Origin of the sequence: Streptomyces sp. Z26 (assembly GCF_003665095.1) — a bacterium.
In the GTDB taxonomy this organism is placed as follows: Bacteria; Actinomycetota; Actinomycetes; order Streptomycetales; family Streptomycetaceae; genus Streptomyces; species Streptomyces phytohabitans.
Window position 1 is genome coordinate 144,227 of record NZ_RCHV01000002.1, and the last position, 25,509, is coordinate 169,735.

Annotated in this window: 23 protein-coding genes; 11 read left to right on the forward strand and 12 right to left on the reverse strand. The window is 75.1% G+C overall.

Going from position 1 to position 25,509, the window contains the following annotated elements; translation table 11 throughout:
* Positions 1-508: 508 nt before the first annotated feature.
* From D7M15_RS00640 to D7M15_RS00655, 4 genes are all read left to right on the forward strand, one after another.
* Positions 509-1,021, forward strand: coding sequence for a TetR/AcrR family transcriptional regulator (locus tag D7M15_RS00640; RefSeq protein WP_121520063.1), 513 nt, complete (start codon positions 509-511; stop codon positions 1,019-1,021).
* 1 nt (position 1,022) lies between these two features.
* On the forward strand, positions 1,023-1,373 hold the full coding sequence (locus tag D7M15_RS00645; RefSeq protein ID WP_121515680.1) for a hypothetical protein: 351 nt from the start codon (positions 1,023-1,025) through the stop codon (positions 1,371-1,373).
* 13 nt (positions 1,374-1,386) lie between these two features.
* Complete coding sequence (locus tag D7M15_RS00650) at positions 1,387-2,415, forward strand: alpha/beta fold hydrolase (protein ID WP_121515681.1); 1,029 nt, start codon at positions 1,387-1,389, stop codon at positions 2,413-2,415.
* 680 nt (positions 2,416-3,095) lie between these two features.
* Positions 3,096-4,262 carry a DMT family transporter gene (locus tag D7M15_RS00655; RefSeq protein ID WP_121515682.1) on the forward strand — a complete coding sequence of 389 codons (1,167 nt, stop codon included), beginning with the start codon at positions 3,096-3,098 and terminating at the stop codon, positions 4,260-4,262.
* A gap of 49 nt (positions 4,263-4,311) precedes the next feature.
* Here the strand turns inward: D7M15_RS00655 and D7M15_RS00660 are convergent, their stop codons facing one another.
* Both D7M15_RS00660 and D7M15_RS00665 read right to left on the reverse strand, forming a co-directional pair.
* Positions 4,312-5,259, reverse strand: a complete 948-nt coding sequence (locus tag D7M15_RS00660; protein WP_121515683.1) for a SigB/SigF/SigG family RNA polymerase sigma factor — start codon at positions 5,257-5,259, stop codon at positions 4,312-4,314.
* Positions 5,260-5,569: 310 nt separating this feature from the next.
* Positions 5,570-6,475 (reverse strand): Gfo/Idh/MocA family oxidoreductase, encoded by a 906-nt coding sequence (locus tag D7M15_RS00665; protein ID WP_121515684.1) that lies wholly within the window; start codon positions 6,473-6,475, stop codon positions 5,570-5,572.
* A gap of 207 nt (positions 6,476-6,682) precedes the next feature.
* On the opposite strand from D7M15_RS00665, the gene D7M15_RS00670 reads away from it, so the two are divergent.
* Positions 6,683-7,213, forward strand: a complete 531-nt coding sequence (locus D7M15_RS00670; RefSeq protein ID WP_121515685.1) for a hypothetical protein — start codon at positions 6,683-6,685, stop codon at positions 7,211-7,213.
* A gap of 25 nt (positions 7,214-7,238) precedes the next feature.
* Here D7M15_RS00670 and D7M15_RS00675 read toward each other — a convergent pair whose 3' ends face one another.
* The 6 genes from D7M15_RS00675 to D7M15_RS00700 form a co-directional block, all read right to left on the reverse strand.
* Positions 7,239-7,736, reverse strand: a complete 498-nt coding sequence (locus D7M15_RS00675) for a hypothetical protein (RefSeq protein ID WP_240649544.1) — start codon at positions 7,734-7,736, stop codon at positions 7,239-7,241.
* Positions 7,737-7,890: 154 nt separating this feature from the next.
* Positions 7,891-8,562, reverse strand: a complete 672-nt coding sequence (gene ung, locus D7M15_RS00680; RefSeq protein WP_121520065.1) for a uracil-DNA glycosylase — start codon at positions 8,560-8,562, stop codon at positions 7,891-7,893.
* 234 nt (positions 8,563-8,796) lie between these two features.
* A complete protein-coding gene (locus D7M15_RS00685; RefSeq protein WP_121515686.1) occupies positions 8,797-9,552 on the reverse strand; it encodes an SDR family oxidoreductase in 756 nt (251 codons plus the stop codon).
* A 101-nt stretch (positions 9,553-9,653) separates the two neighbouring features.
* On the reverse strand, positions 9,654-10,415 hold the full coding sequence (gene fabG / locus D7M15_RS00690) for a 3-oxoacyl-ACP reductase FabG (protein ID WP_121515687.1): 762 nt from the start codon (positions 10,413-10,415) through the stop codon (positions 9,654-9,656).
* Positions 10,416-10,565: 150 nt separating this feature from the next.
* Complete coding sequence (locus D7M15_RS00695) at positions 10,566-10,958, reverse strand: DUF3037 domain-containing protein (RefSeq protein ID WP_121515688.1); 393 nt, start codon at positions 10,956-10,958, stop codon at positions 10,566-10,568.
* On the reverse strand, positions 10,955-11,776 hold the full coding sequence (locus tag D7M15_RS00700; protein ID WP_121515689.1) for a HipA family kinase: 822 nt from the start codon (positions 11,774-11,776) through the stop codon (positions 10,955-10,957). Before D7M15_RS00700 ends, D7M15_RS00695 begins: the two co-directional genes overlap by 4 nt.
* 57 nt (positions 11,777-11,833) lie before the next feature.
* On the opposite strand from D7M15_RS00700, the gene D7M15_RS00705 reads away from it, so the two are divergent.
* Positions 11,834-13,942 carry a prolyl oligopeptidase family serine peptidase gene (locus tag D7M15_RS00705; RefSeq protein WP_121515690.1) on the forward strand — a complete coding sequence of 703 codons (2,109 nt, stop codon included), beginning with the start codon at positions 11,834-11,836 and terminating at the stop codon, positions 13,940-13,942.
* 85 nt (positions 13,943-14,027) lie between these two features.
* Positions 14,028-14,492 (forward strand): Rieske (2Fe-2S) protein, encoded by a 465-nt coding sequence (locus tag D7M15_RS00710; protein WP_121515691.1) that lies wholly within the window; start codon positions 14,028-14,030, stop codon positions 14,490-14,492.
* A 138-nt stretch (positions 14,493-14,630) separates the two neighbouring features.
* Here the strand turns inward: D7M15_RS00710 and D7M15_RS00715 are convergent, their stop codons facing one another.
* On the reverse strand, positions 14,631-15,536 hold the full coding sequence (locus D7M15_RS00715; protein WP_121515692.1) for a LysR family transcriptional regulator: 906 nt from the start codon (positions 15,534-15,536) through the stop codon (positions 14,631-14,633).
* 72 nt (positions 15,537-15,608) lie between these two features.
* Between D7M15_RS00715 and D7M15_RS00720 the strand changes: the two genes are divergently transcribed.
* Complete coding sequence (locus D7M15_RS00720; RefSeq protein ID WP_121515693.1) at positions 15,609-16,595, forward strand: DMT family transporter; 987 nt, start codon at positions 15,609-15,611, stop codon at positions 16,593-16,595.
* Positions 16,596-16,635: 40 nt separating this feature from the next.
* Here D7M15_RS00720 and D7M15_RS00725 read toward each other — a convergent pair whose 3' ends face one another.
* Positions 16,636-17,151, reverse strand: coding sequence for a (2Fe-2S)-binding protein (locus D7M15_RS00725; RefSeq protein ID WP_121515694.1), 516 nt, complete (start codon positions 17,149-17,151; stop codon positions 16,636-16,638).
* 107 nt (positions 17,152-17,258) lie between these two features.
* A complete protein-coding gene (locus D7M15_RS00730; RefSeq protein WP_206337441.1) occupies positions 17,259-19,490 on the reverse strand; it encodes a molybdopterin cofactor-binding domain-containing protein in 2,232 nt (743 codons plus the stop codon).
* Between the two features lie 646 nt (positions 19,491-20,136).
* On the opposite strand from D7M15_RS00730, the gene D7M15_RS29320 reads away from it, so the two are divergent.
* From D7M15_RS29320 to D7M15_RS00745, 3 genes are all read left to right on the forward strand, one after another.
* Positions 20,137-22,776 carry an SAM-dependent methyltransferase gene (locus D7M15_RS29320; protein ID WP_276314410.1) on the forward strand — a complete coding sequence of 880 codons (2,640 nt, stop codon included), beginning with the start codon at positions 20,137-20,139 and terminating at the stop codon, positions 22,774-22,776.
* 111 nt (positions 22,777-22,887) lie between these two features.
* Positions 22,888-23,739 carry an SAM-dependent methyltransferase gene (locus D7M15_RS00740; RefSeq protein WP_165906177.1) on the forward strand — a complete coding sequence of 284 codons (852 nt, stop codon included), beginning with the start codon at positions 22,888-22,890 and terminating at the stop codon, positions 23,737-23,739.
* 247 nt (positions 23,740-23,986) lie between these two features.
* Complete coding sequence (locus D7M15_RS00745) at positions 23,987-24,919, forward strand: PRC and DUF2382 domain-containing protein (RefSeq protein ID WP_121515696.1); 933 nt, start codon at positions 23,987-23,989, stop codon at positions 24,917-24,919.
* A 107-nt stretch (positions 24,920-25,026) separates the two neighbouring features.
* Here D7M15_RS00745 and D7M15_RS28830 read toward each other — a convergent pair whose 3' ends face one another.
* Positions 25,027-25,509, reverse strand: a complete 483-nt coding sequence (locus tag D7M15_RS28830) for an SRPBCC family protein (RefSeq protein WP_276314481.1) — start codon at positions 25,507-25,509, stop codon at positions 25,027-25,029.

A 25,509-nucleotide genomic window follows, 5' to 3' on the forward strand; every position in this document is an offset into this window, starting at 1 on the left:
CGACGACCCGGACAGCTAGAGGTAGTTGAAGGCGTTCCCAGTCCACTTTCCTTGATCATCTCCCATTCCTCTCCCACCGGGAGACCAGGGCGGGCTGACCCTGGGGGTTCAGCGCACCCCGTCCCGACCCGAGGCCGCGCGCCGCCCCGCCGCCACCCGCGGTGCGCCGCTCCCCCGCGCTCCACGCGCGGCGGGAGGAACAGGCAACGACCGCACCGGAGCCGGTACCGCCTCCGATCACGGCCGATCGAGCGTGGACGAGCGCCGAGCCGCGGGTCCCGCACGTGAACGTGCGGGCGGGCGGCGGTAGCCACCGGCGGCCCCGTACGCACGACCGGCGGTCCTCACCGGACGGGCCGAGGAGTCCGGCCGGGCGGTGAGTCGCACCGACCACGCAAGCCCTGGGCGGCGCCCGGCACACGGAACGCATCGCACCCGGCCCGCCGTACCGAAATAAAGGAACGATCGTTCTTGACTGATCGTTCCTCACATGCGTACCGTACTGGCCATGGGCAGGCCGAGAGCATTCGACGAGGACGAGGTGGTACGAGCCGCCGTGGGCCTGTTCGGCGGGCGCGCGTACGACGGCGTGTCCGTCGACGACCTGGTCACCCACCTGGGCGTGCACCGCAACAGCCTGTACAAGACGTTCGGCAGCAAGCGCGGCCTCTACCTGATCGCCCTGCGTCGCCACCTCGCCGACGACGTCCGTCCGCTGCTGGACGCCCTCGCCGACGCGAAGGACGCGGAAGGCGCGCTACGGCTCGTCACGTCGGCCGACCTCCGCCTGCTCCTCCTGGCGGCGATCGAACGCTCACCGGTCGACGAGGAGGTCGCCTTCGAGGTCACGTCCGCCCTGGACTCCGTCGACAGGGCGATCGCCGACGCGCTCGGCGTTCCCACCGATGTGGCCACCGCCCTCACCGCCGCCGCACTCGGCATCCTCCTGCGCGGCAACCCCGACAAGGTCGCCACCGCTCTGACCCGGCACCTCGGCCCCCTCACCCGAAAAGGGACCTGACATGGCATCGATGCGGATCACCGACGGCCACCTGGAGGTCGTGATGGAGGGCCTCGACAAGCTCTGGACCTTCCGAACCCGTCTCACCATTCCCCTGGCCAACGTCCGAGGTGCGACCGTCGACCCCGGTATCGCCAGCGACTTCAAGGGCGTCCGCGCACCGGGCACCCACATACCCGGCCTGATCATCGCGGGCACCTTCCATCACGACGGCGACAAGGTCTTCTGGCACGTCAAGGACGCGTCGAAGGCCATCGTGGTCGAGCTCGCCGACGAGGAGTACACCCGCCTGGTCCTTCAGGTCGACGACCCCCGCGCGGCCGTGGCGCTGGTCGAGAACGCCCTCGCCTGAAGGAGGTGCACCGATGATCCGCCACCTGGCGACGGCTCTGCTGGCACTGGCCGTCGGAACCACCACTCCGGCCGCAGCGACACCGGCGCTCGTCCCCGCCGCCGACCGCGAGATCGTCTTCACGGCCGACGGAACGACCGTGTACGGCACCCTGCGCGTTCCCGAGCACCGCGCGGGGCACCGACTGCGCGCGGCACTGCTGCTGCCCGGCAGCGGCCCCACCGACCGCGACGGCAACCAGCCGCCCGGCTCGACTCCTGACACCCTGGCGCACCTGGCCGACGCGCTCCAAGGGGACGGCATCGCCACGCTGCGCTTCGACAAGTACGGCACCGGCCGCACCGGGCTGGGCGCCTACGCGGACCGCCCGGAAGAACTCGACCACCCCGCCTTCGTGCGCCAGGCCCGGGCCGCCTACGAGGCGTTGCGCGATCAGCCGGAGAGCGACCCGCGCTCCCTGCTGGTCGTCGGACACAGCGAAGGCGCGATGACGGGGCTGCTGCTGGGCGGCACCGTCCACCCGCGTCCGGCCGGGCTGGCCCTTCTGCAACCGCAGGCGATCCGCATGCTGGACCTGGTCGCGCTCCAGCTCAAGGCCCAGGTCGCCGAAGCGACCCGGCAAGGCCAGCTCACGCCGGAGGAGCAACGCACCATCAACGCGGCCGTGGCCGCGGCCGTCACCTCGCTGCGCGCACAGCGACCGGTGGACACCTCCGCTCTCCCGCCCGCGCTCGCCCAGCTCTTCGAAGCGTTCCAGGGTTCCAGCGCCCGGTTCGTGGCCAGTGACGACGCCGTCTATCCACCGGACACCGCTGCCGCGCTCGCGCCGGGAACCAAGGTGCTGCTGACCTGCGGGACGAACGACACCCAGGTCCCCTGTTCCACGACGAACGCCCTGACGACCGCCCTGCGCCGGGCCCACGCCGGGAGGCCCGGCCGCGTGAGGCTGCCGGAAGTGGACCATCTGCTGCACCGTGCCGACCGCCCGGACGCGCTCGCGCCACCCGTACTCGACGCGCTGCGCCGGTTCACCCTCCGCTGACGCCACCGGACGGGGGGCGGGAGCCACCTCCCGCGAGTCGGAACGCGGACACGTGCTGCGGCTCCCCGCCGGCAGCGGTACGGGACGCACCGGATCGGCCGGAACCGCTGTCCCAGGGTCGGGCTCCCCGAACCGGCGGGACACCCCCTCCCCGCAGGCGACGCGGTGGGGGCCCCGACCCGTCGCGACCGGACGCCACGGCCGAGGGATGCCGGGAACGGGCCGCGCCCGCGGCTCCTCCTGAAGTCGTAGCGGGGAGTGGTCCCCGGGGGGGCGGGTCCGTCGGTCGACGGAGGTGGGATTCCGTACGGGCCCGCACACCCGAGCGCCGTACCCGATATGTCCGTGTACGTGTCTGGTCATCCGCCCGCCACCTCGGCATCATGAACGGGAGACTCCCCCACCGGTCGACCGCCGGGCACCCCCGCGCTGGTGTCCGGCACGGGGCGGAGGACGCGGGCGACGCGCCCCGCCGCCCCGGAATGTCCGGCGCGACCGGAGTGTTGGGACTTGCGGGACTCCCGAGCGACGGAGGTCGTCTCCGCTGCCGGGTGTACCGGGCGACCCGACGTACTCCGCTGGCTGTACGGCAGGACTCCCCTGCCAGACGACGACAGGACGGTCGCGGAGGAGAAGGCTGGAACCATGAACAGCAAGAGCGCACCCCGCCGGAACCAGCCGTGAACGCCCTGCTGGCCTCCGTGCTGCTGTCGCTGGTGTCGGCCGTGGCGTACGCCGCGGCGGCCATCCTCCAGGAGCGGATCGCCGCGACCACCGCGCCGAGCCGCTACGCCCTGCTCCGGCGCGGCCGGTGGTGGGCGACGGTCGTCCTCAACGGTCTCGGCGCGCTCCTGCACGTGGCCGCTCTCGGTCTCGGCCCGCTGACGGTGGTGCAGCCGCTCGGCGTGCTGACCATCGTCCTCGCCGCGCCGATGGCCGCCCTCATGGTGAAGCGGCCGGTCACGTCGGAGGCGTGGCGCGGCATCCTGCTGGTCTCGGTCGGGCTCGCGGCGATCCTGCTGTGCACCGGCGCGCACCGGTCCCGTTCGCTGGGTGAGGCGGAGCAGTTCGCGGTGGCCGCCGCCGCGGGCGCGCTCATCGTGGTCCTCCTCGGGCTCGCCGTGGCGGCGCGCGGGGCGCGCCGGGCGGGCGCCCGCAGTGCCGCGTTGGCCATGGCGGCAGGTGTGGCGTTCGGTACGGCGTCGGTGTGCGTGAAGGCCGTGGCCGAGGGCTCGGCCCTGGAGTCTGCGGCGACGGCGCTGCCCGTGGCGGGGCTGATCGCGGCGTTCGCCGTCACGGGCCTCGCCACCTCGCAGGCGTCGTACCGCGGCGGCGGTCTCGCCGCGCCGCTGGCGACGTCGACGGTCGTGAACCCGGTCGTCGCGGCGGCCGTCGGCATCCTCCTGCTGGACGAGGGCTTCCGCTTCGGTACGGCCGGGGCGCTGGCGGCCCTCGCCGGGGCGCTGGTCGCGGGACGCGGGCTGGTCGTCCTGACCGGTACGGGCGGTGGTGCCATTACGGCGACCGCCGCGGACGCGGTGGCGGCGCCCGCCGAGCCGGTGACGTCCGCTCAGCCGGTGACGCCCGCCGACCCCGTGGCCACCGACGCGCCCGTGCCCGCCGACGTACCCGCCGCCCCCGCGCGCTCCACCGGCCCCGTGGTGATCCCCCGGCCGACGCCGGTCGCCGCGCGACCCGCCGTGCCGCGCGCCACCCCGTACGGGGGCCGCGCCCCGGTGACCGCGCGTGAACCGCGCTTGGCGGTGCCGGAGACGCTGCCCGCACTGGTGGCGGACCTCGTCCCCAACACCGTTCCGGACCGGCTGCCGCTCCCGGCGCCGCACTGAACCACGCCGGAGGGGCACGGCGAACCGCGCCCCTCCGGCACCGCGTACGTCAGGCGGCGGCGCGCGCCTTGCCGGGGGCCGGGGTGTCCGGGCGGTCGGCCGCCACGGCGTCCGCGCCCCCCGCGCCCTCGATCTCGTCGTGTATCCGCTTGCAGGTGCGGTTGATCAGCCGGGACACGTGCATCTGGGAGATGCCGAGCCGGTCCGCGATGGAGCTCTGCGTCATGTCGTGGAAGTAGCGGAGGTAGAGGATGTGGCGTTCGCGCTCCGGGAGCCGTTCGAGGTGCGGCTTCACGGCCTCGCGGTAGAGGACGAGGTCGAAGCCGGGCTCGCTGTCGCCCAGGGTGTCCTGGAGGCTGTACCCGTCCTCCGCGCCCGGGAGTTCGGCGTCGAGCGACAGCGGGCTGAAGCTCTCCAGCGCCTCCATGCCGGCCAGCACGTCCTCCTCCGGCATGCCGCTGTGCTGGGCGATCTCGGCCACGGTGGGCGAGCGGCCGTCCAGGTTCAGGGACAGTTCGCGGATGCTGACGCGGACGCGGTTACGGAGTTCCTGGACCCGCCGGGGGACGTGCAGGCCCCACAGGTGGTCGCGGAAGTGCCGCTTGATCTCCCCGACGATGGTGGGGACGGCGTAGCTCTCGAACGCGCTGCCCCGCTCGGGGTCGTACCGGGCCACGGCCTTGGTGAGTCCCAGCGCGGCGACCTGCTCCAGGTCCTCCAGGGACTCGCCGCGGTTGCGGTACTGGCGTGCCAGCCGCTCCGCCATAGGAATCCACGCCTCCACCACCTGTCGGCGGAGGGCGGCCCGTTCGGGGCCCTCCGGCAGCGCGGCGATCGCGGCGAAGTCCGCGGCGCTGTCCGGCGCGTCGTCGTGCGGGTGGCGACGCGTACGGCGGGGGGTGGGGTGCACCCGCTGCTGCCTGCGCTCGGTCGGCGCCTTGCGCTGCCGGGCGGCGGGACGTCGGTTGCGGTCTCGGGTACGTGTGGCGGTGGTCATTTCGCTCTCTCCGTCGCGGTTGTCTGATCTGTGAGCGATCACCGCGGGAGCAGACACAGGCGGGAGCAAGTTCGCGACACGCATGGTGTCGCACCGCTCCCGCGGCAGTGCCTTCACGTCCGAAGCACGAGGGTTCGCATGCCCGGCCCCCAGGGAGCCAAACCGGCGTGGGGAAACGGATTCCGACGGATTTCCGGAGCGCGCCGGAACCCGTGTGAGCAGGGGCGTAAGGGGCGGACGCGGGTACGGGGGCGAGGCGCGCGTACGGGCACGGAGGTGCGTACGGGACGGGCGCGCGTACGGGTTCGGGTCAGCCCGCCTGCTCGTGCACGGCGTCGACGATCCGCTCGCACAACTCGTGCGAGCGCAGGGCGTCCTGGGCCGACAGCGGGCGCCCGGCGCGTACCGCGTCGAGGAACGCCAGCACCGCCTGCTCGATACCGCGCTGCCGGGCGACGGGCACCCAGTCGCCCCGACGGCGGACGCTCGGCTGACCCTTGTGGTCGACGACGGCGGCGAGGTCGCGCACCTCGCGCTTGGTGTCCTGCCCGGAGACCTCCAGGACCTCCTCGGCGGAGCCGGAGAGCCGGTTCATCGCGCCGACGGCGGTGAAGCCGTCGCCCGCGAGCTGGAGCACCACGTGGTGCAGCAGCCCGTCCCGTACGCGGGCGCTCACGCCGACGTGGTCGACGGCGCCAGGGGCCAGGAAGCGGAGGGTGTCGACGACGTGGATGAAGTCGTCGTAGACCATCCGCCGCGGGTCCTCGGGCAGGCCGACGCGGTGCTTCTGGAGGACGATCAGGTCGCGGGGGTGGTCCAGGCACTGGGCGTAGCCGGGGGCGTGGCGCCGGTTGAAGCCGACGGCGAGCGGGACGCGCCGCTCGTCGGCGAGGGTCACCAGCCGGGTGGCGTCGGCGAGTTCGTACGCGAGGGGCTTGTCCACGTACGTGGGTACGCCCGCTTCGAGGAGCCGCGTGACGAGCGCGGCGTGCGCCGGGGTGGCGGCGTGGACGAAGGCCGCGTCGGGGCGCGCGGCGAGCAGGCCGTCGAGGCCGCCGTGGCGGTGCGCGCGGGGGACGCGGTGGGTGTCACCGAGCCGGTCGAGGACGGCCGGGTCGCGGGTGACCAGGTGCGGTTCCAGTCCGGGCTGGGCGGTGAGCACGGGCAGGTACGCCTTCTCCGCGATGTCGCCGAGCCCGATGATGCCGACCTTCACGCTGCTCCCCCTGGGACGTCGGGACACCGGACCGGTGCGCCCCGGCAGCATACGGCCACCGTCGCGGGTACGGGCCCGTACGGCGACACGTACGGCGGCACGGGCCGGGCCCCGGGAAGCGGGGTGGCGTCAACGGCAGCTCCGCGCCCGGGAGTTCACCCCTGCGGGGGCTGTCCCCCGCCCCGTGCGGCGAGCAGAGTGGCCGGGATGCGACGGATGACGGAGACGCTGCTGCTGGCCGGGCTCGCCGTGGCGGCGCTGTCGGGCTGTGTGACGGCGGAGGGCGGCGGCGGCCGGGACGGCGTACGGGGGCCGGAGCCCGTCCCGGAGCGGCCACGGCTGGACGGCGCGGCGCACGGCGCGCCGCCCGCGCCCCGCGAGGGGCTGTCGCGGCCGGAGCCGACGCGCTCCCGCGCGGCGCCCGCGCCGGACGGAGAGCCGGGCGCCGGCGCCCGTACGCCCGATGCCCCGGACGTCGGCCCCCGCGTCGCCGACGCCCGTACGCCCGCGCCGCCGCCCGCCGCCCGTCCGCCCGCGCGGGCCGACGGGGCGCCCGGCGGCCCGGGTCCGCGGCGGGGCGGCGTCCGCGCCCCGGAGGGCGCGCCGGAGCGGCGTGCCCGTACGGGCGGGGGCGGGGACGCGCCGGGGCCGGGCGTGTGCGCGCTCGGGGAGCGCTACGGGCGCTGGGACCCGGACAGCGCGCCCGCCGCCATCTGCCGCGACACGTACGGTCGCTGACCGGCGCGGGGTCCCCGCGCGGGCGCTACCGCGCGCGCTCCAGCGCGGCGAGCCGCACCTCCAGCCGTTCGACGGCGTCCCGTACGCCCCGGCCGTACGCGTCGTGCTCCAGGACGTCCGCCTTGCCGCGCGCGAGGGACAGCTCCCGGCGGGCGGCGGGGGCGTCCCGCAGTCTCACGTGGTCGGCGGCGAGGTTGAGGTGGAGCGACGGGTACAGCGCGCGCACCGCCGACGCGTGCCCGTCCGACCCGGCGCCCTCTCCCGACAGGGCGTCGGCCGTGGCCAGGGCCCGGCGGTCCCACGCCAGCTCGTCGACCGGGTCGTCCTGGGTGTCCGCCAGGTAGTGCGCGATGGTGCAGCGGTGGAAGAGGGCCGTCCCGTCGTCCGCCGTCTCCGCCCACAGCCCGGCGAGCCGATGGCGGGCCTCCTCCCGGTCGCCGCCCCGGTGCAGGACGACCGCCTGCCCGATCCGGGTCATCAGTGCCTCCTCGGCACCGCACGTCTCCCGCCGCTGCTCCGCCACGCGCTCCTCCTCGTCCGCTCCGACCGGCGACGGCCGCGACCCGTACCGGGCGCCGCCGCACTGGCCGCGCCCCGAGCCGGGCCCGGTCACAGCCACCTCCGCCGACGCTAGACCGCCGTCTCGGCAAGCGCGCTCCGCGCGACGGCCGTTCGGCTCAGTCCGCGAGGTTCGGCACGCGCCAGTCGATCGGGGTGTGCCCGTGCGCCTCGATCGCCCGGTCGATCTGGCTGAACGGTCGCGACCCGAAGAACTTCTTCGCCGACAGCGGCGACGGGTGCGCCCCCTCCACCACGGTGTGCCGCGCGGTGTCGATGAGCGGCAGCTTCTTGCGCGCGTACGCCCCCCAGAGCACGAAGACCGCCGGGTCCGGGCGGTCCGCCACGGCGCGGATCACGGCGTCCGTGAAGGTCTCCCAGCCCTTGCCCTTGTGGGAGTTGGCCTCGGCGGCGCGCACGGTCAGCACCGCGTTGAGCAGGAGGACGCCCTGGCGGGCCCACGGCATCAGATAGCCGTTGTCCGGGACGGGGTGGCCGAGGTCGTCCCGCAGCTCCTTGTAGATGTTGCGCAGCGACGGCGGGGTCTTCACGCCGGGCCGCACCGAGAAGCAGAGGCCGTGGCCCTGGCCCTCGCCGTGGTACGGGTCCTGGCCCAGGACCAGGACCTTCACCTGGTCGAACGGGGTGGCGTCCAGGGCTGCGAAGACCTCCTCGCGCGGCGGGTACACCGGGCCGCGGGCCCGCTCCTCCTCGACGAACTCGGTGAGCTCCTTGAAGTACGGCTCATCCAGCTCGCCGCCGAGGACGTCCTGCCAGGATTCGGGCAGCATGCCGTTCACGCCACAACCTCCGGTATGTGAGGGCTCGTCGGTGCTCCTGCACCGCACCGAAACGTACCGGCGGCCACTGACAACGCCGATCCGGGAGGACGGGAACAGGCCGTCGGCGCGTACGGGCCCCCGACACGTACACGTACGGCCCCGCGACGCGAGACACCCCGGTGCCGGTCCACAGGGGACCGGCGCCGGGGTGTCCGGACGGGCGACGCGCCGCCGTCCGCGGGCTCAGACCCCGGCGTTGAGGTACAGGCCGCCGTCGACGACCATCGTCTGCCCGGTGATCCAGCCCGCGTCCCGGGAGGTGAGGAACGCGACCACGCCCGAGATGTCCTCGGGGACGCCGAGGCGGCCCATCGGGTAGCGCGCGACGGCCTCCTCCTCGCGGCCCTCGTACAGCGCCACGGCGAACTTCGTCTTCACCACGGCGGGCGCGAGCGCGTTCACCCGCACCACGGGGGCGAACTCGTGCGCCAGCTGCTGCGTGAGGTTGACCATCGCGGCCTTGCTCATGCCGTACGCGCCGACGAACGGGGCGGCGCCGAGCCCGGCGATCGAGGCGATGTTGACGATGGAGCCGCCGTGGTCCCGCTGCCAGCCCGCCCAGGTGCGCTGGGCGAAGCCGAGCGCGGAGACCACGTTCGTCTCGAACACCTTGCGGGCGACGCCGAGATCCAGGTCGGCCATGGGGCCGAAGACCGGGTTGGTGCCCGCGTTGTTGACGAGGTGGTCGACGCGGCCGTACGCCTCCAGCACCCGCTCGACGGCGTCGGCCTGGTGCGCCTCGTCGTGCGCCTTACCGGCCACGTACATGGCGCGGTCGGTGCCGAGCCGGGCGACGGCCTCCTTGAGGGCGTCCTCGTTCCGTCCGGTGACGCAGACCCGGTCGCCCCTCGCGACGAGGGCCTCCGCGATGCCGTACCCGATGCCGCGGCTCCCGCCCGTGACGAGGGCGACCTCGCCGGTGTCCCGCTGCTCTGCCATGCCGTTTCCGCTCCGCTTCCGCTCCGTGCCCGATCCCGCCGCCGTACCGCCCGTGCGGTCGGCGTGTGCCGCCCGGCGTCCGAACGGACGCCGGGGAGGCGTCAGTTGAGCGGCCCGCCAGCGACGTACATGACCTGGCCGGACACGAAGCCCGCGTCGTCGCCGGTGAAGAAGGCGATGGCGTTGGCGACGTCCGCGGGGCGGCCGACGCGCTGGACGGGGATCTGCGTGGCGGCGGCGGCCTGGAAGTCCTCGAAGCCCATGCCGACGCGCTCGGCGGTGGACGCCGTCATGTCGGTGACGATGAAGCCGGGGGCGACGGAGTTCGCGGTGATGCCGAACTTGCCCAGCTCCTTGGCGAGCGTCTTGGTGAAGCCCTGCATACCGGCCTTGGCGGCGGCGTAGTTGACCTGGCCGCGGTTGCCGAGGGCCGAGCTGGAGGAGAGGTTCACGACCCGGCCCCACTTGGCGTCGACCATGTGCGACTGGCAGGCGCGCGTCATGAGGAACGCGCCGCGCAGGTGCACGTTCATGACGGTGTCCCAGTCGGCGTCGCTCATCTTGAACAGCAGGTTGTCGCGGAGGACGCCCGCGTTGTTCACGAGGACGGTGGGCGCGCCCAGTTCCGCGGCGACGCGCTCGACGGCCGCGGTGGCCTGCTCCGAGTCGGACACGTCGCAGCCGAACGCCGCCGCCGTGCCGCCCGCCGCCGTGATCTGCTCGACGGTCTCCTTGCAGGCCGCCTCGTCGAGGTCGAGTACGGCGACCTTGCGGCCCTCGGCGGCCAGGCGTACGGCGGTGGCCGCGCCGATCCCCCGTGCCGCGCCGGTGACGATCGCGACGCGCTGCTCGGTGCTGGACATGCTGGTTCTCCTCGCCGTGTCAATAGTGAGCAACCGCTTAGTAGGTCGCACGCGTGACGCTAGAAGGCCGGGCACTCCGTGTCAACGGGTCCTCGCGCCCGCCTCGTCCGGAGCCCGGCCCGTCCCGGACCCGCACCACCCCGCCCGCGCTCAGCGCACCAGCAGCTCCAGCAGCCGTTCCACCTCCGCCGCCGGGTCCGCCGTGAGCCCCGTGTGCACGGGGCCGGGCTGTACGACCGTACTCCGCGGCGCCACCAGCCAGCGGAACCGCCGCCCCGGGTCGTCCCCCGCGGCCTGCCCCGCCGCGTCGCCGCCCCGGCACACGCCCTCCACGGCGCGCAGCGCGGCCCGTACGCCGGGCAGGTCCGCGGCCGGGTCGAGGGCGCGCAGGCGCCCCTCGTCCAGGTGCGTGCGGGCCGTCACGAAGGTGTGCGCGCGGCAGTACAGCAGCACGCCCGCGTTGATCCGTTCGCCGCGCTCGACGCGCGGGACGACGTGCAGCAGCGCGTACTCGAACACGTCACGCCTCGTCCCGCCGCTCACCGCACACCGCCTTCCGCGCGTCCGGTGAGCCAGCCCGGCGCCCGCGAAGGCCGGTCGGGGCTCGGTGCGCCGAGGGTGACGCGTTCGTGCAGTCCCTCCGCGCGCGCGGTCAGCACCTCGACGTACGCGGCGCGTACGGCGTCGGGCGTGGCGAAGCCGGGCTCGTCCGCGAGCCACGCGTCGGGCACGTCGGCGGCGCACTCCGCGAGCAGCTCCGGCGTGACCAGCGGCGCCAACTCCCGTGCGGCCGCCGCCACGTCGGGCCCGAAGGGGGCGAGGGCGTGGTCGGAGGCGTCGTACGGGCGGCGCGCGGCGGCGGGCGCCGTGGGCCAGTTGTGGTGCCAGATCATGGCCGCGCCGTGGTCGATGAGCCACAGGTCGCCGTGCCACACCAGCAGGTTGGGGTTGCGCCAGGACCGGTCGACGTTGTTCACGAGCGCGTCGAACCACACGACGCGCCCGGCCTGCGCGGCGTCCACCCCGTACGCGAGCGGGTCGAAGCCGAGGGCACCGGGCAGGAAGTCCATGCCCAGGTTGGTCCCGCCGCTGGCCTTCAGCAGCTCCTGCACCTCCTCGTCCGGCTCGGCCAGGCCGAGGACCGGGTCGACCTCGACGGTGACGAGGTCCGGCACGCGCAGCCCGAGCCCCCGGGCGAGCCGGGCGCAGACGACCTCGGCGACGAGGGTCTTGCGGCCCTGCCCGGCGCCGGTGAACTTGGTGACGTACGTCCCGAGATCGTCGGCTTCGAGGAGCCCGGGCAGGGAACCGCCCTCCCGCAACGGGGTGACGTAGCGGGTCGCGGTGACTTGGGGGAGCATTCCGCCAGGTTAGAGGGCCTGCTTCCGCGCCCCGGCGGCGGATGCGAGAGTCACGGGATGCACTCCGACTCCGCGGCGGGCCCGGCCCGCGACTTCCCCCGCCAGTACGCCCGTACCCGCCGCTTCTCCCTCGGCGCGGTGCGCGACGTGAAGGTGTCGCCGGACGGGGAGCGGGTGCTGTTCGTGCGTACGGTCAGCGGCAGCGACCCCGTCGGGCGGCTCTGGGTGTGGGAGCGGGGCGTCGAGCGGCTCCTCGCGGACCCGCGCGCGCTCGGCGTCGTGTCGGGCACGCCCAGCGCGCGGGAGCAGGCGCGGCGGGAGCGGGCGCGCGAGCAGTCGACCGGGTTGACCGCGTACGCGACGGACTCGGCGGCGGAGCTGGCGGTGTTCACCCTCGGTGGGACGCTGTGGGCCGTCCGTACGCGCGGCGGGTCGAGCGCCGCGCCGTTCCCCGTGCCCGCGCACGGCCCGGTGCTCGACCCGCGGCCCTCGCCCGACGGGCGGCTCATCGCGTACGTCACCGGGGGCGCGCTCCGCGTCGTCGCGCCGGACGGCGGCGGGGACCGCGAACTGGCCGCGCCGGAGGGCCGGGAGGTGACGTACGGGCTGGCCGAGTACGTGGCAGCCGAGTCGATGGGCCGCATGCGCGGCTTCTGGTGGGCGCCGGACTCGACGGCGCTGCTCGTGGCGCGCGCCGACACCTCGCGCGTGGCCCGCCGCTACCTGACCGACCCGTCGCGGCCGCACCTGCCGCCGCGCGTCCTGCCGTACCCGGCGGCGGGCACCCCCAACGCCGACGTGTCCCTGCACGTCGTCGGGCTCGACGGGCGGCGGCGCGAAGTGGACTGGGACCGGGCGGCGTTCGAGTACGTGGCGGTCGCCGGGTGGGACGCGCACGGCCCGTTGGCCGCCGTGCAGACCCGGGACCAGCAGGCGCTGCGGGTGCTGGCCGTCGACCCGGGCACGGGCGCGACGCGGACGCTGTCGGAGCAGCGCGACCGGCACTGGGTGGAGCTGGTGCCCGGCACCCCGTGCCGTACGGCGTCGGGCGCGCTGGTCGACCCGTACGAGAGCGGCGACACGCGCGGGCTCCGCGTCGGCGGCCAGTCGGTCACGCCCGCCGGGCTCCAACTGGGGGCCGTGCTGGGCACGGACGGGGAGGCGGTGCTGTTCACCGCGGGCGACGACCCGACGGAACGGCACGTGTGGCGGTACGCGCCGGACACCGGCTGCGTACGGCTGAGCGGGGCGCCGGGGACGCACACGGCGGCGTACGGCGGCGGCACGGTGGTGCTGGACAGCCTGGAGCCGGACGGGCAGCGGGTGTCGGTGCTGCGCGGCGGCGTACCCGCGGGGACGATCCGCCCGCTGACGGAGGAGCCGTGCGTACGGCCGCGCCCGGAGCTGCTGGTCCTCGGCGAACGGGAGCTGCGCGGCTCGCTGTTCACCCCGTCCTGGTACGAGCCGGGGGCGCCCGGCAGCGCGCCGCTGCCGGTGCTGCTCAGCCCGTACGCCGGGCCGGGCATCCAGCTGGCCGTACGGGCGCGGCTGGCGCAGTCGTGCGTGGCGCAGTGGTTCGCGGAGCAGGGGTTCGCGGTGCTGGTGACGGACGGGCGGGGCACTCCGGGGCGCGGGCCGCGCTGGGAGAAGACCGTCCGCGGCGACCAGTTGACGCCCGTGCTGGAGGACCAGATCGACGCGCTGCGCGCGGTCACCGCCGACCGGCCCTGGCTGGACAGCGGACGGGTGGCGGTGCGCGGCTGGTCGTTCAGCGGGGCGCTCGCGGCGGCGGCCGTGCTGCGGCACCCCGAGGTGTTCCACGCCGCGGTGGCGGGGGCGCCGCCCACCGACCAGCGGCTGTACGACACGCACTGGAAGGAGCGCTACCTCGGCCACCCCGACGAGGAGCCGGACAACTACACCCGCAGCTCCGTCGTCCACGAGGCCGCCGCGCTGCGTCGCCCGCTGCTGCTGGTGCACGGACTCGCGGACGACAACGTGGCGTTCGCGCACACCCTGCGGTTCTCCTCGGCGCTGCTGGCGGCCGGGCGGGAGCACAGCGTGCTGCCGCTGACGGGGGCCTCGCACATGGTGCACGACGAGGTCGCGGCGGAGCGGCTGCTGACGTTCGAGCTGGACTTCCTGCGCGGCGCGCTGCGGCGTTGAACGCGGGGGCGGCGCGGCGCGTAAGAAGGGGGGACCGTTCGCGGCCGGACACGCGCCGGAACCGCCACCACAGAGGGAGCCCGCCATGACCGACCACCTCACCTCCCGCCGTACCGTCCTCGCCGCCGCCGGGACCGTTCCGCTCGCCACCGCGCTCGCCGGGTGCGGCGACTCGGAGGACTCCGGCGGCGGTGACGCGGGGAGCGACACCGGCGGCGAGGGCGGCGACGGCGGGAAGAGCCCCGACGCCGAGGAGAGTAAGGGGCAGGAGCTGGGCAAGGCGGCCGACGTGCCGGAGGGCGGCGGCAAGATCTTCGAGTCGGAGAAGGTCGTCGTGACGCAGCCCAGCGCGGGCGAGTACAAGGCGTTCTCCGCCGTCTGCACGCACAAGGGGTGCGTGGTGACGTCGGTGGGCGACGGTGCCGTCAACTGCGCCTGCCACGGCAGCAAGTTCGACCTGGCGGACGGCTCCGTCAAGGCCGGTCCGGCGACGAAGGCGCTGCCGGAGGTGAACGTGACGGTCGAGGGCGGCAGCATCAAGCTGGCCTGACGGCGGGCGGGGGGGGCGGCGCGCCCGGCGCGCGTGCGCCGCTCCCCCGCCGGGCGTACGGAGCCGGGGGCGGGGGTCGTACGGGCGGGGGCGTCGTACGGGACGCGGGCGCGGGCGTTGTACGGGCGCGCGTGCCACTCAGCCGCCGATGTCCGCAGCCGACCGCTGGAGCGCCTCGACCACGGCCCGGATGGACGGCCGCCGGTCGGCGTCCTCGCGCCAGATCGCGTAGACGTGCCGGCGCATGGTGCTCCGCACCGGCACCACCACGACGCCCTCCGGCACCGGGCCCCGGCCGAGCCGCGGGGCGATGGCGACGCCGAGCCCCTGGGCGACGAGCGCGAGCTGCGTGTGGTGCTCCTCCGCCATGTGCGACAGCCGCGGCTCGACCCCGTCGCTGCGCAGCGTGAACATCAGCCAGTCGTGGCAGAACTCGCCCTCGGGCCAGGAGACCCACTCGTCGTCCGCGAAGTCCCCCAGCGCCACCTCGCGCCGCCCCGCCAGCGGGTGGTCGGCGGGCAGCGCGACGTCGGCGATGTCGTCGTGCAGCGGTGCCTTGGCGAGGCCGTCGGGCAGGGACAGCGGGCGGTTGTGCCAGTCCAGTACGACGGCGAGGTCGATGTCGCCGCGTACCAGCTCCGGCACCGACCGGTGCGGCTCCATCTCCGACAGGCGGGCGCGCAGCTGCGGGTGGTCGCGCCGGAGCGCCGCGAGGGCGGCCGGGAAGAGGCCGCGGGCGGCGGTGGGGAAGGCGCCGAGGCGGAGTTCGCCGACGGGCTGGCCACGGTGGGCCTCCAGCTCGGCGTGGGCCAGTTCGAGCTGGGAGAGCATGCGGGCGGTGTGCCCGGCGAGGAGGCGGCCCGCGTCGGTCAGCCGGACCCCGCGGCCGTTCTTCGCCAGCAGCGGCTGGCCGGTCTCCCGTTCGAGCTTCGCCATCTGCTGGGACACGGCGGAGGTCGTGACGTGCAGCGCGTCGGCTGCCGCGCCGACCGACCCGTGGTGGGAGATGGCGTGCAGGACGCGCAGGCGGTCGAGACTCAACATGTAAGCCACACTACGACATGGGCGAAGAAGGAATCACTTGTGCTTACCTTTCGTAAGCGCCACCGTAAACGCATGCCAGCCGTCACCCGCACCCCGGTCCCCTCAGCCCCCTCCCCCACCGCACCGGCCGCCGCGCCCCCTGCGGCCTCCGCCCCCTCCGCGCCCGACCGCCGTACGGGTCACCGCCTGGACTGGCGCGTCAGGTTCGCGGCGCTGTCCCTCGTGTGGGGGTTCAGCTTCCTGCTCATCAAGCTCGGCACGGAAGCGTACGCCCCGCTCCATGTCTCCTTCGGCCGCCTGCTGTTCGGCGCGCTCGTGCTGCTCGCCGTGCTCGCCGTACGGCGGGAGCGGCTGCCGCGCGGCATACGGCTGTGGGGCCATCTCGCGGTGTCGGCGTTCCTGCTGAACGTCCTGCCGTACTCCCTCTTCGCCTACGCCGAGCTGACCATCCCCTCCACCCTCGCGGGCATCGTCAACGCGACCTCGCCGCTGTTCGCCATGCTGCTGTCCTTCGCCGCCCTCTCCGACGACCGGCCGACGCGCCGCCGCGTGGCGGGCATGGCGGTCGGCTTCGCCGGGGTGCTCACGGTGCTCGGCGCCTGGCAGGGCTCCTCCGGGCACGACCCGGTGGGTACGGCGATGGCGCTCGGGGCGTCGGCGAGCTACGCGGTGGGGTGGGCGTACGTACGGCGGACGCTCGCCGGGAGCCCGTACTCGCACACCGCCATGTCCGGCGGGCAGTTGCTCGTCGGCACCGTCCAACTCGCCGTCGTACTGCCGCTGTTCACCTCCGCGCCGGACTCCTTCGCGGTGGTGCCGCTGCTGGCGGTGGTCGCGCTCGGGGCGCTGGGGACGGGGCTGGCGTTCCTGCTCCAGTACGGACTGGTGGCCGAGGTCGGGCCGACCACCGCGCAGATGGTCACGTACTTCATCCCGGTCATCGCGACCGTCGCCGGAGTCGCGCTGCTCGGCGAACGGCTCACCTGGAACGCCCCCGTGGGCGCCGCCGTCGTACTCCTCGGCGCCGCGCTCGCGCAGAGCGGCCCGCGCCGGCCCTGACCGCCCGGCGCCGGGGCACGGGCGTGCGGCGCCGGTGCGGCTACCCGGCGCCGTCCGGGCCGTCCGCCGGGGCGCGGCGGCCCGCCGCGCGCGAGGCCGCGCGGATCGCCTCGCGGATACGGGGGTACGTGCCGCAGCGGCAGATGTTGCGGATGCCGTCGAGGTCGGCGTCGGTGATCTCGCGTCCCTCGTCGGCGAGTTCGCGCACCAGCGCGACCGCGGCCATGATCTGGCCGGGCTGGCAGTAGCCGCACTGGGCGACGTCCTGGTCGAGCCACGCCTGCTGCATGGGGTGCAGGTCGGCCCCTGCCGTGGCGGCCAGCCCCTCGATGGTCGTCACCTCGTCGTCGGGCCGCAGCTGACCGACGGGCACGGAGCAGGGGTTGACGGCCCGGCCGTTGAGGTGGCTGGTGCACGCCTTGCAGACGTTGATGCCGCAGCCGTACTTGGGCCCGGTGACGCCGAGCAGGTCGCGCAGCACCCACAGCAGGCGCTCGTCGTCGCCCGCCTCGACGGTGACCTGCTCCCCGTTGAGCCGGAAGGTGTGTGCGGGCATGGGTGCTCCGTGTGTCGTCGGATGCCCCGGGGCGGGCCCGGGTGCGTGCGGGCGGGTGGGGCGCGGGTGGGTGCGGACCGCGTACGGGAAAGGGGACGCGGGCCCGTTCAGCGGAGGCCGTCCAGGCCGTCGGTGGGCGAGGCGGGGACGGGCGGGACGGTGGGCTTGGGCTCGAAGGACAGGGTTCCGTGGTTGATCGGGAACGACGTCGGCATGGTGCCGGTGGCCCGGCCGTACGCGCAGGCCACCGCGGCCATGGCGGCGGCCACGCCCAACTCGCCCGCGCCGCCCGGGTGTCCGGTGGTGTCGGGCATGACGACGACCTGCACCTCGGGCGGGGTGTTCCACTGCCGGGTGTAGAAGTAGTTGTCCCAACTGGCCTCCAGGAAGTGCCCGTCGCGCAGGTGCAGGCTGGAGGTGAGCGTCTGCGCGATGCCGTCCATCAGGCAGCCGAGCATCTGCGCCTCCAGCCCGCGGGGGTTGACGGTGAGGCCGACGTCGACGACGACGACCGCCCGGGTCACGCGCGGGCCGCCGACGCCGTCGCGGATCGGCCGGTCCACCGTCTCGGGGCGGCAGTCCAGTTCGACCAGGACGGCGTTGCGGGAGTGGTACTCGGAGTGGAACGCGATGCCCTGCGCCACCCCTTCGGGCAGTTCGCGGCCCCACCCGCCGACCTCGGCGGCCTTGTCGAGGACGGCACGGGACCGTTCGTCGCGCAGGAAGTCCCGGCGGAACTCCATCGGGTCCCGGCCCATCGCGGCGGCGAGCCGGTCGACGACGAGTTCGCGCGCGCAGGCGACGTCCGGGGAGTAGACGTTGCGCATGCTGCCGGTGTTGAAGCCCTTGTCGACCTCGTTCAGCAGCCTGCTGTTGGCGCCGAAGTCGTACGGCAGGGACTGCGACAGGTGGAAGAACGTCTGCGCGAACCCGATGTCCCCGACCGGGAGTTGGGCGGCCAGCGCGGTGAACACCTCGCCCAGGCCGTGGCCGAGGTCGGTGGCGACGCCGGTGTGGCGCTGCTGGTAGCCGACGACGGTGTTCCCGACGTAGCCGATGCGCACCCGGGACGTGGCCATGGGGTGGGCACGTCCCTGGCGGGAGTCGTCGGCGCGGTGCCACATGAGCTTGACGGGCTTCCCGGTCTTCTGCGAGATCCGGGCCGCCTCCAGCGCCGCGTCGAAGAACAGCTTCCGGCCGAACGAGCCGCCGCCCTCGGTGACGTGGACGGTGACCGCGCCCACGGGCAGGCCGAGCGCGGCGGCGATCGTCTGCCGGGCCACGACCGGCGACTTGAGGCTGGACCAGATCTCCGCGCGGCCGTCCCGTACGTCCGCGATCGCGCAGTTGGGCTCCAGCGCGCTGTTGCCGCGGAAGTGGAACGTGAACCTGCCCTCGACGCTCTTCGTCAACGGCGGCAGCACGATGGGCGGTTCGGCCGCGCGCAGTGACTCCCGCACGGACTCGTCGGACTTGCCCTCGGCGGTGCCCGGCGCCCAACTGACCTCCAGGGCCCGTACGGCGTCCACGCACCGGCCGAACGTGGCCGCCCGGACGGCCACGCCCGTCGGGATCTCCACCACGTCGGTGACGCCCGGCATGGCGCGGACCTCGTCCGCGTTGGCGACGGACCGGACGCGGCCGTTGATCGTCGGCGGGCGGCACACCATCGTGGGCAGGGCCCCGGGGACGTCCAGGTCCATCGTGAACCGCTTGCGGCCGGTGACGGCGGCGAGCGCGTCGACCCGGCCGTGCGGCCTGCCGATCACGGCGAAGTCGCCGCGCGGTTTGAGCGCCACGTCGGCCCGCTCGGTCCGTACGGCCGCGGCGTCCTTGGCGAACGCGCCGATCCCGGCGCTCCGCCCGCCCGGACCGACGACCGCACCGGCCCGCAGCCGCACCTGGGACACCGGCACGCCCCACCCGGCGGCGGCCGCGCCCCGCAGGCGTCGACCGGCGAGGGCGGCGGCGACGCGGATCGGGGTGAACGTCGCGAAGGTCGTGTTGGAGGCGCCGGTCAGCTGGTTGAACAGCAGCTCCGGGCGGGCGTCGGCGAGGGTGACGCGCACCCGGGCGACGGGCACGTCGAGTTCCTCCGCGATGAGCATGGCCGTGGACGTGGTGATGCCCTGGCCGACCTCGGCGCGCGGCAGCGCGAAGGACACCGTGCCGTCCTCGTCGACCCGTACGGTGACGAGGCCGGAGGTGGGCAGCGCGGCGGCGGTCAACACGTCGTTGAGGTCGACGAGTTCGGTGATCTCGGGCGACGGCACGTCGGCGCGGGCGTCGGGTGCGGCGGTGAGTTCGGCGGCGGTCACCAGCGTGGGCGCGGCGAGCACCAGCCCGAGGAACCGGCGCCTGCCGACCGGCGCGGGGCCGTCGGGCGCCGGGCCGTCGGCGGGGGCCGTGTCCCGGCCGTGGTGCGGCGCGCGGTGGCGGTCGCCCCGGTTCGGTTCGGTGTCCAAGGACCTGCCCGTCTGCTCGTCGGGGTGTGGCGGCGTACGTGTCGCGGCGTACGTGCGCCGTACGGGTGCGCCGTACGCGCGTGCCGTACGGTCCCGGCCGCGGCGCGGCGGGCACGGGTGACAAGGGAACACCGTGCCGCGGCCGGGAGGAAGGGGTCGGTCGGGCCGGTTCGTGTCGGGGATCTCCAGCTCGACGCCCCGGCCCTCGGAGCGGAGGCGGGCGGGACCGTTGGTCCGGGACGGGGCGGCCGCCGTTCCCACGGTGTACGGGCGCACGAGCGGGATCCGGCGGGAGATCATCGGCCGGTCGTACGGCCCGCATCCCTCCCGGCCCCGGCGCGCCTCCCCCTCCACCTGCGCGTTTCCGGCCCGCGCGCGCCCCGTGCCCTCGACGCACCGCACGGAGTCGAAGGCGCCGCCGCCGTCCCCCGGGGCGTACGGTCGGCCCGAGCGTCGATCTTGGTCGGCGGGACGTCGGCTTGAGAGGGTGGGGGCACGCGGAGCCCCTGGAGGTGGTCGAGTGAGACTCGTCGAGTTCGTGCTGGACGGGCTGCTGCGCTTCGCTCCGGGTGAGCCGGGCCGGGCGCGGGAGGAACGCGTCGAGCGCGTGGTGCTGGTGGACTCGCCGCTGGCCGCGCGGGCGACGGGCGACGGGGACCTGGTGGTGGTCGCCGGTGGCGGCGCCGAGGTGTGGCGTACGGCGTCGGACCGCGGGGCGGTCGGCCTGGTCGCGTTGCGCGGGGCCGAGGACCTGCCGGAGCTGACCGGCGCGGCCCAGGTGCTCGTACCGGCCGGGGAGGCGCGGCCGGACGCGGTGGGCCTGTGGTCCGCGCTGGAGGCGCGGATGCGCCGGGCCCGCGAGGAGGAGCTGGTGGCGGCGGCCGTACGGGCCCGCCGTTCGCGGGAGCTGAGCCGCCTGCTGGTGCGCCTCGCCCGGGAACGGGACGGCGCCGCGGAGGTCGCCGCGTGGGGCGCCGGGCAGCTCGCGGCGCGGGTGTGGCTGGTCTCCCCCGGTGACGGGCCGCCGTTCGGCGCGGGCTGGGGCGGTTCGGGCGAGGTGCTGGACACGCTGGCGGCGGGCGCCGGTGAACCGATGGTGGAACGGGGTACCGCGCGCGGGGAGTACGGGGTGGCCGTGCGGGTCGGGTCGCGGGTGCCGCACCCGGTGCTGCTCGCCGTACGGGCCGAGGCGTGGACGGACGAGGACCTGGCGGTCCTCTCCGACGTGGCGTCCGGGGTCGAGGTGGCCGTCTGGGCGACGGACGTCGCCGCGCGCGCGGAGCGGCTGACATCGCTGTCGGCGCGGATGCGCGTCTCGGCGCTCCAGTACCTGATGGCGTGCGACCTGGCGGAGGCGGGCCGCGTCCTGGAGCACTTCGTGCCGGGGCTGGTCAGCGCGGGCTCCGGCGTGGTCGCGATCGTGGAGGGCGTCGACGGGGAGGACCGGCACCGGCTCGCGCGGATCGTCGAACGCGCCCTGCCGATGGGCTCGTTGACCGTGGAGTGCCCGGTCGAGGACCGGCACGTGATCGTCGTGGACCGCGCGCCCGACGGGCCGCAGGGGCTGATGGACGTCCTCCGCCCGGTGGTCCTGGCGAGGGAGGGCCGGGCGGCGGGGGTCAGCCGTACGACGCCGTGGCTGCGTACGGCCGGGGCGTACCAGGGCGCGATGGCCGCGCTGGCCCGCGTACGGGGGAAGTCGCCCGCGATCGGCGTCGACATCAGCGGCCCGGGGCTGGAGGAACTCCTCGGGCTGGACGCCCGCATCTGGTCCGCGCTCGTCATGCAGCCGCTGGAGGGCCTGCGCCGGACCGAGCACACCGAGCTGGCGCACCTCACGGCGGAGACCCTGTGGTGGGGACCGGACGCGGCGGCCCGGCTGGTCGGCCGCAGGCGCCGCGTACTGGCCGAACGGCTCGACAGGCTCAGCGAGTGGACCGGCCTGGACCACCGCGACCCCGGGCAGCGCGCCGGACTGCACCTGGCCGTACGGCTCTCCGCGCTGCCCGCGCCGCCGGTCCTGGACCAGACGGTGACGATGCACCAGGCCCTCGACCACCCCGGGGCGCGGTCGTGGGCGGAGGAGATCCTCGCGCCGCTGGAGGCGCCGCACCGGGACGCGTTGCGGGAGTGGGCCCGTACGGGAGGGGATCCGGCGCGGGCCGCCGAGGCGCTGGGCACCGGCGTACCGGAGACGGACGGGCTGCTGCGGGAGGCGGCGGCGCTGACCGGGAAGGAGCTGCTGCGGTATCCGGGGCCCGCCGAGGAGATGCTGCTGGCGCTGCACGTGGCCGGAGTGACGTCGCTGGGTAGCCTCCCGCCGTTGGGGGAACGGCCGTTGGCCGTCGGGCGGGGAGAGGAACCCATGGACGTCTCCGAGATCAACACGGACGAACCGCACGTGGCACGCGTCTACGACTTCCTGCTGGGCGGCCGGTGCAACTGGCCCGCGGACCGGCAGGTCGCGGAACGCCTGCTGGAGCTGAACCCGCTCACGAGGGTGGCGGTGCACGCCAACCGCGCGTTCATGCAGCGCAGTACGCGGTTCCTCGCGAGCGAGGAGGGGATCACGCAGTTCCTCGACCTGGGGTCGGGCATCCCCACGTCCCCGAACCTGCACGAGATCGCGCAGAGCAACAACGCCGGTGCCCGCGTCGTCTACGTCGACAACGACCCCATCGTGCTGGCCCACGCCGAGCCGCTGCTGCGCAGCACGCCGCAGGGCGCGACCGCGTATGTCGAGGCGGACGTCGTGCGCGACACCGCCGCGCTGCTGGAACACCCGGACGTGACGGCCCTGCTGGACGTCGACCGGCCGGTGGCCGTGAGCCTCAACGCGATCGTGCACTTCATGAGCGACGAGGTGGCGCACGGCATGGTCGACGTGCTGCGCGCCAAGCTGCCGCGCGGCAGCCACCTGGTGATCACCTCGATGACCCACGACTACGCTCCGGAGCTGATCGGCACCGTACGGCGCTACTACAGCGGGCAGGTCGTCCCCCTGGTGACGCGCACGCACGCGGAGATGCTGGAGTTCTTCAAGGGCACCGAACTGCTGGAGCCGGGTCTGGTCTCCGGCCCGCGCTGGCGGCCGGAGTCCGGCGCCCCGGCCGAGCGCGACGACCACACCAACCTGTACGCGGGGGTGGCCCGGCTCTGACGGGGCGGCGCGGGGCGGCGTCACCGCGTGATGTGCTGGGCCACCGCACGTACCGCACGCACCACCCGTTCCGCACGCACCGCCCGTACCGGGCGAGCCCCAGGGAGAACCGTGACCGACCACGCCAGCCACCCGCACGACCCGTCCCCGACCGGCCCCGCGGCGGGCGGGGGCGACCCGGAGCGGGCGAGTACGGCCCGCGCCTACGCCGGTTACCTCCGCCCGGCGGACGGAGGCGCCGCCCCGGAGGGCGACCTGGTGGCCGAGGTGCTGGCGGCCAACCCGGCCACGCAGGTGTCCGCGCGGGAGAACCGGCGCTTCGTCGCGCGGGCGCCCGCCGTGCTCGCGGGCTGGGGCGTCACCCAGTTCCTCGACATCGGCTGCGGCATGCCCGCCGAACCCAGCCTGCACGGGGCGGTGCAGGCGGTGGCACCCACCGCCCGCGTCGTCTACGTCGACCGCGACCCGGCGGTGCGCGCCCGCCACGACGCCCTCGGGCCGGGCGGCCCGCAGGGCGTGGTCCGTACGGTCGTGGGCGATCTGCGGGACCCCGGCGCCCTCCTCGACGACCCGGAGGTGACGGCCGTCCTGGACCTGTCCCGGCCGGTCGCGGTGTGCACGCACGCGGTCTTCCAGTTCTTCCGCGACGACGAGCGCGACCCGCGCGACGTGGTGCGCGAGCTGATGGCGCCGCTGGCCCCCGGCAGCTTCCTGTCCGCCACCCACGCCACCCCGGACTTCCATCCGGGGCGGATGCGGGCGGCGCTGGAGGTGTACCACCGGCACGGCGTCACGGGCGCCACCCTGCGCACCCGCGACGAGTTCGCCGGGTTCTTCGCCGGGCTGGAGCTGGTCGAGCCGGGGATCGTCCCGGTGCAGCGGTGGCGCCCGGACGTGCCGGAGGCGGATCTCCCGCCGGACGAGGACATGGGCTTCTGGGCCGCGGTGGCGCGCAAGCCGTGACGTGACGCGGCGGCGCACCCGTTCCCCGTGCACCCGACGTTCACCCGTTTGGGCGTACGTGGGCACTGCGCCACCCGCGCCCGGCACCCCGCCGCCGCCCCCTGCGTACGCCCCGGCACCGGCAGCGTCCCGCCCGCGCCCCCGGGGCACTGCGCTTGCGGGCGACGGCGGCCCGTGTGTCGCTGGGAGGACGCGCGCCCGCGGAAGGGAAAGCCCTTGCGCCACGCGTCGAACAAGGAGAGTGCTCATGGCAGGCGAGGCGTATCTCAGCACCAGCGAACTGCGCGGCCTGACCGTCCACGACCCGGACGGTGCGAAGGTCGGCAAGGTCTCCCAGGTCTGGCTCGACAAGGGCAGCGGTCAGCCCGAATGGGTCTCCGTCTCCACGGGCCTGTTCGGCACGAAAGAGACCTTCGTGCCCCTGCGCGGCGCACGCCGCGACGAGGACGGGCTCCAGATCGCGTACGACAAGGAACTGGTGAAGGAGGCGCCCCGGGTGGACGCCGACGAACACCTCGACCAGCAGGAGGAACGGAGGCTCTACCGCCACTACTCCGTCCACGACTCCGGCGGTCTCAGCGGCACCAGCTCCTCGGGCACGACGGGCGCGGCGGGCGCGGCGGGCGCGGCCGGGGCGGCGGGCGCCGCGGGCACCCGCGGCGCCAAGGGCGGCACCGGCGCCATGGGCGGCCACGGCGGGCACCGGCCGAGCGACGGGGCGGGCCGGGAACCGGCCGCCGCGGGCATGGGCCGCGAGGCCGCGGCCAGCCGCTCGTCCGGCAGCGAGGAGATGATCCGCTCCGAGGAGCGGCTGCGCGTGGCCACCACCGAGGACGAGGTGGGGCACGCGCGACTGCGCAAGGTGGTCGTCACCGAGAACGTCACCACCACCGTCCCGATCAGCCACGAGGAGGTGCACCTCGTCCGCGAGCCGATAGCCGAGGGCGACCGCAGCGCGCGGGGACGCATCGGTGAGGAGGAACGCGAGGTCACCCTGCACGCGGAGAAGGCGACCGTACGCAAGGAGACCGTGCCCGTCGAACGCGTACGGCTGGAGACGGACAAGGTCACCGAGCAGCAGGAGATCACGGACACCGTCCGCAAGGAGCAGCTGGAGTACGACGACCCCTCGGCGCAGGGCCGCGGTCGTCGCGGCGAGGGCCGGGGGCCGCGTCACTGACCGGCGAGCGGGCGAGCGCAGGCGGACGGCCGCGCCGTACCCGGGGCAGCGCGCCCCGGGTGCGGCGCGGCCGCGCGTACGTGCGCCGTGCGGCCGGTGGCGCGCCGTCAGGCGGCGGCGCGGCGGCGGACGACGCGTTCCAGGATGCCGAGGGTGGCCTTGAGCGCCGACTCGGGGACGACCGGGAAGGTGACCCGCCGCCGCCACTCCTCGCCCACCCGCGACCAGTCGTAGTACGAGGTGACGAGGGTGCCGCCGTCGGCGGGTGCGAGCCGGTAGCCGTACACGTGCCCGGCCGGGGGCCGTCGCCGGGACTCGACGGTCCAGGCGATCTCCGTGTCGGGGGTGAGCGCGGTGATGACGACCTCGACGTCGTACCGGCCCAGCGGCACGTCCCCCAGCGCCTCCCGGTCCATGTGCACCAGGAACCGGTCGCCGGGCCGCCGTACCCGCTCCCCCTCGGCGTCCAGCAGCATCCCGGAGGCGTCGATGTCGACATGTCCCCTCGGGTCGGTCAGGACCGCGAAGACGTCCCGGGCCGGGGCGGGCACCAGCCGGGAGACCTCGATCCGCCGGAGCCCGTCGGGCAG

Excerpts from the sequence above, each read along its gene's own strand:
- D7M15_RS00640 (WP_121520063.1), top strand. The coding sequence starts at position 509 with ATGGGCAGGCCGAGAGCATTCGACGAGGACGAGGTGGTACGAGCCGCC.
- D7M15_RS00645 (WP_121515680.1), top strand. The coding sequence starts at position 1,023 with ATGGCATCGATGCGGATCACCGACGGCCACCTGGAGGTCGTGATGGAG.
- D7M15_RS00650 (WP_121515681.1), top strand. The coding sequence starts at position 1,387 with ATGATCCGCCACCTGGCGACGGCTCTGCTGGCACTGGCCGTCGGAACC.
- D7M15_RS00660 (WP_121515683.1), bottom strand. The coding sequence starts at position 5,259 with ATGACCACCGCCACACGTACCCGAGACCGCAACCGACGTCCCGCCGCC.
- D7M15_RS00670 (WP_121515685.1), top strand. The coding sequence starts at position 6,683 with ATGCGACGGATGACGGAGACGCTGCTGCTGGCCGGGCTCGCCGTGGCG.
- ung (WP_121520065.1), bottom strand. The coding sequence starts at position 8,562 with ATGCTGCCCGAATCCTGGCAGGACGTCCTCGGCGGCGAGCTGGATGAG.
- D7M15_RS00685 (WP_121515686.1), bottom strand. The coding sequence starts at position 9,552 with ATGGCAGAGCAGCGGGACACCGGCGAGGTCGCCCTCGTCACGGGCGGG.
- fabG (WP_121515687.1), bottom strand. The coding sequence starts at position 10,415 with ATGTCCAGCACCGAGCAGCGCGTCGCGATCGTCACCGGCGCGGCACGG.
- D7M15_RS00700 (WP_121515689.1), bottom strand. The coding sequence starts at position 11,776 with ATGCTCCCCCAAGTCACCGCGACCCGCTACGTCACCCCGTTGCGGGAG.
- D7M15_RS00705 (WP_121515690.1), top strand. The coding sequence starts at position 11,834 with ATGCACTCCGACTCCGCGGCGGGCCCGGCCCGCGACTTCCCCCGCCAG.
- D7M15_RS00710 (WP_121515691.1), top strand. The coding sequence starts at position 14,028 with ATGACCGACCACCTCACCTCCCGCCGTACCGTCCTCGCCGCCGCCGGG.
- D7M15_RS00715 (WP_121515692.1), bottom strand. The coding sequence starts at position 15,536 with ATGTTGAGTCTCGACCGCCTGCGCGTCCTGCACGCCATCTCCCACCAC.
- D7M15_RS00720 (WP_121515693.1), top strand. The coding sequence starts at position 15,609 with ATGCCAGCCGTCACCCGCACCCCGGTCCCCTCAGCCCCCTCCCCCACC.
- D7M15_RS00725 (WP_121515694.1), bottom strand. The coding sequence starts at position 17,151 with ATGCCCGCACACACCTTCCGGCTCAACGGGGAGCAGGTCACCGTCGAG.
- D7M15_RS00745 (WP_121515696.1), top strand. The coding sequence starts at position 23,987 with ATGGCAGGCGAGGCGTATCTCAGCACCAGCGAACTGCGCGGCCTGACC.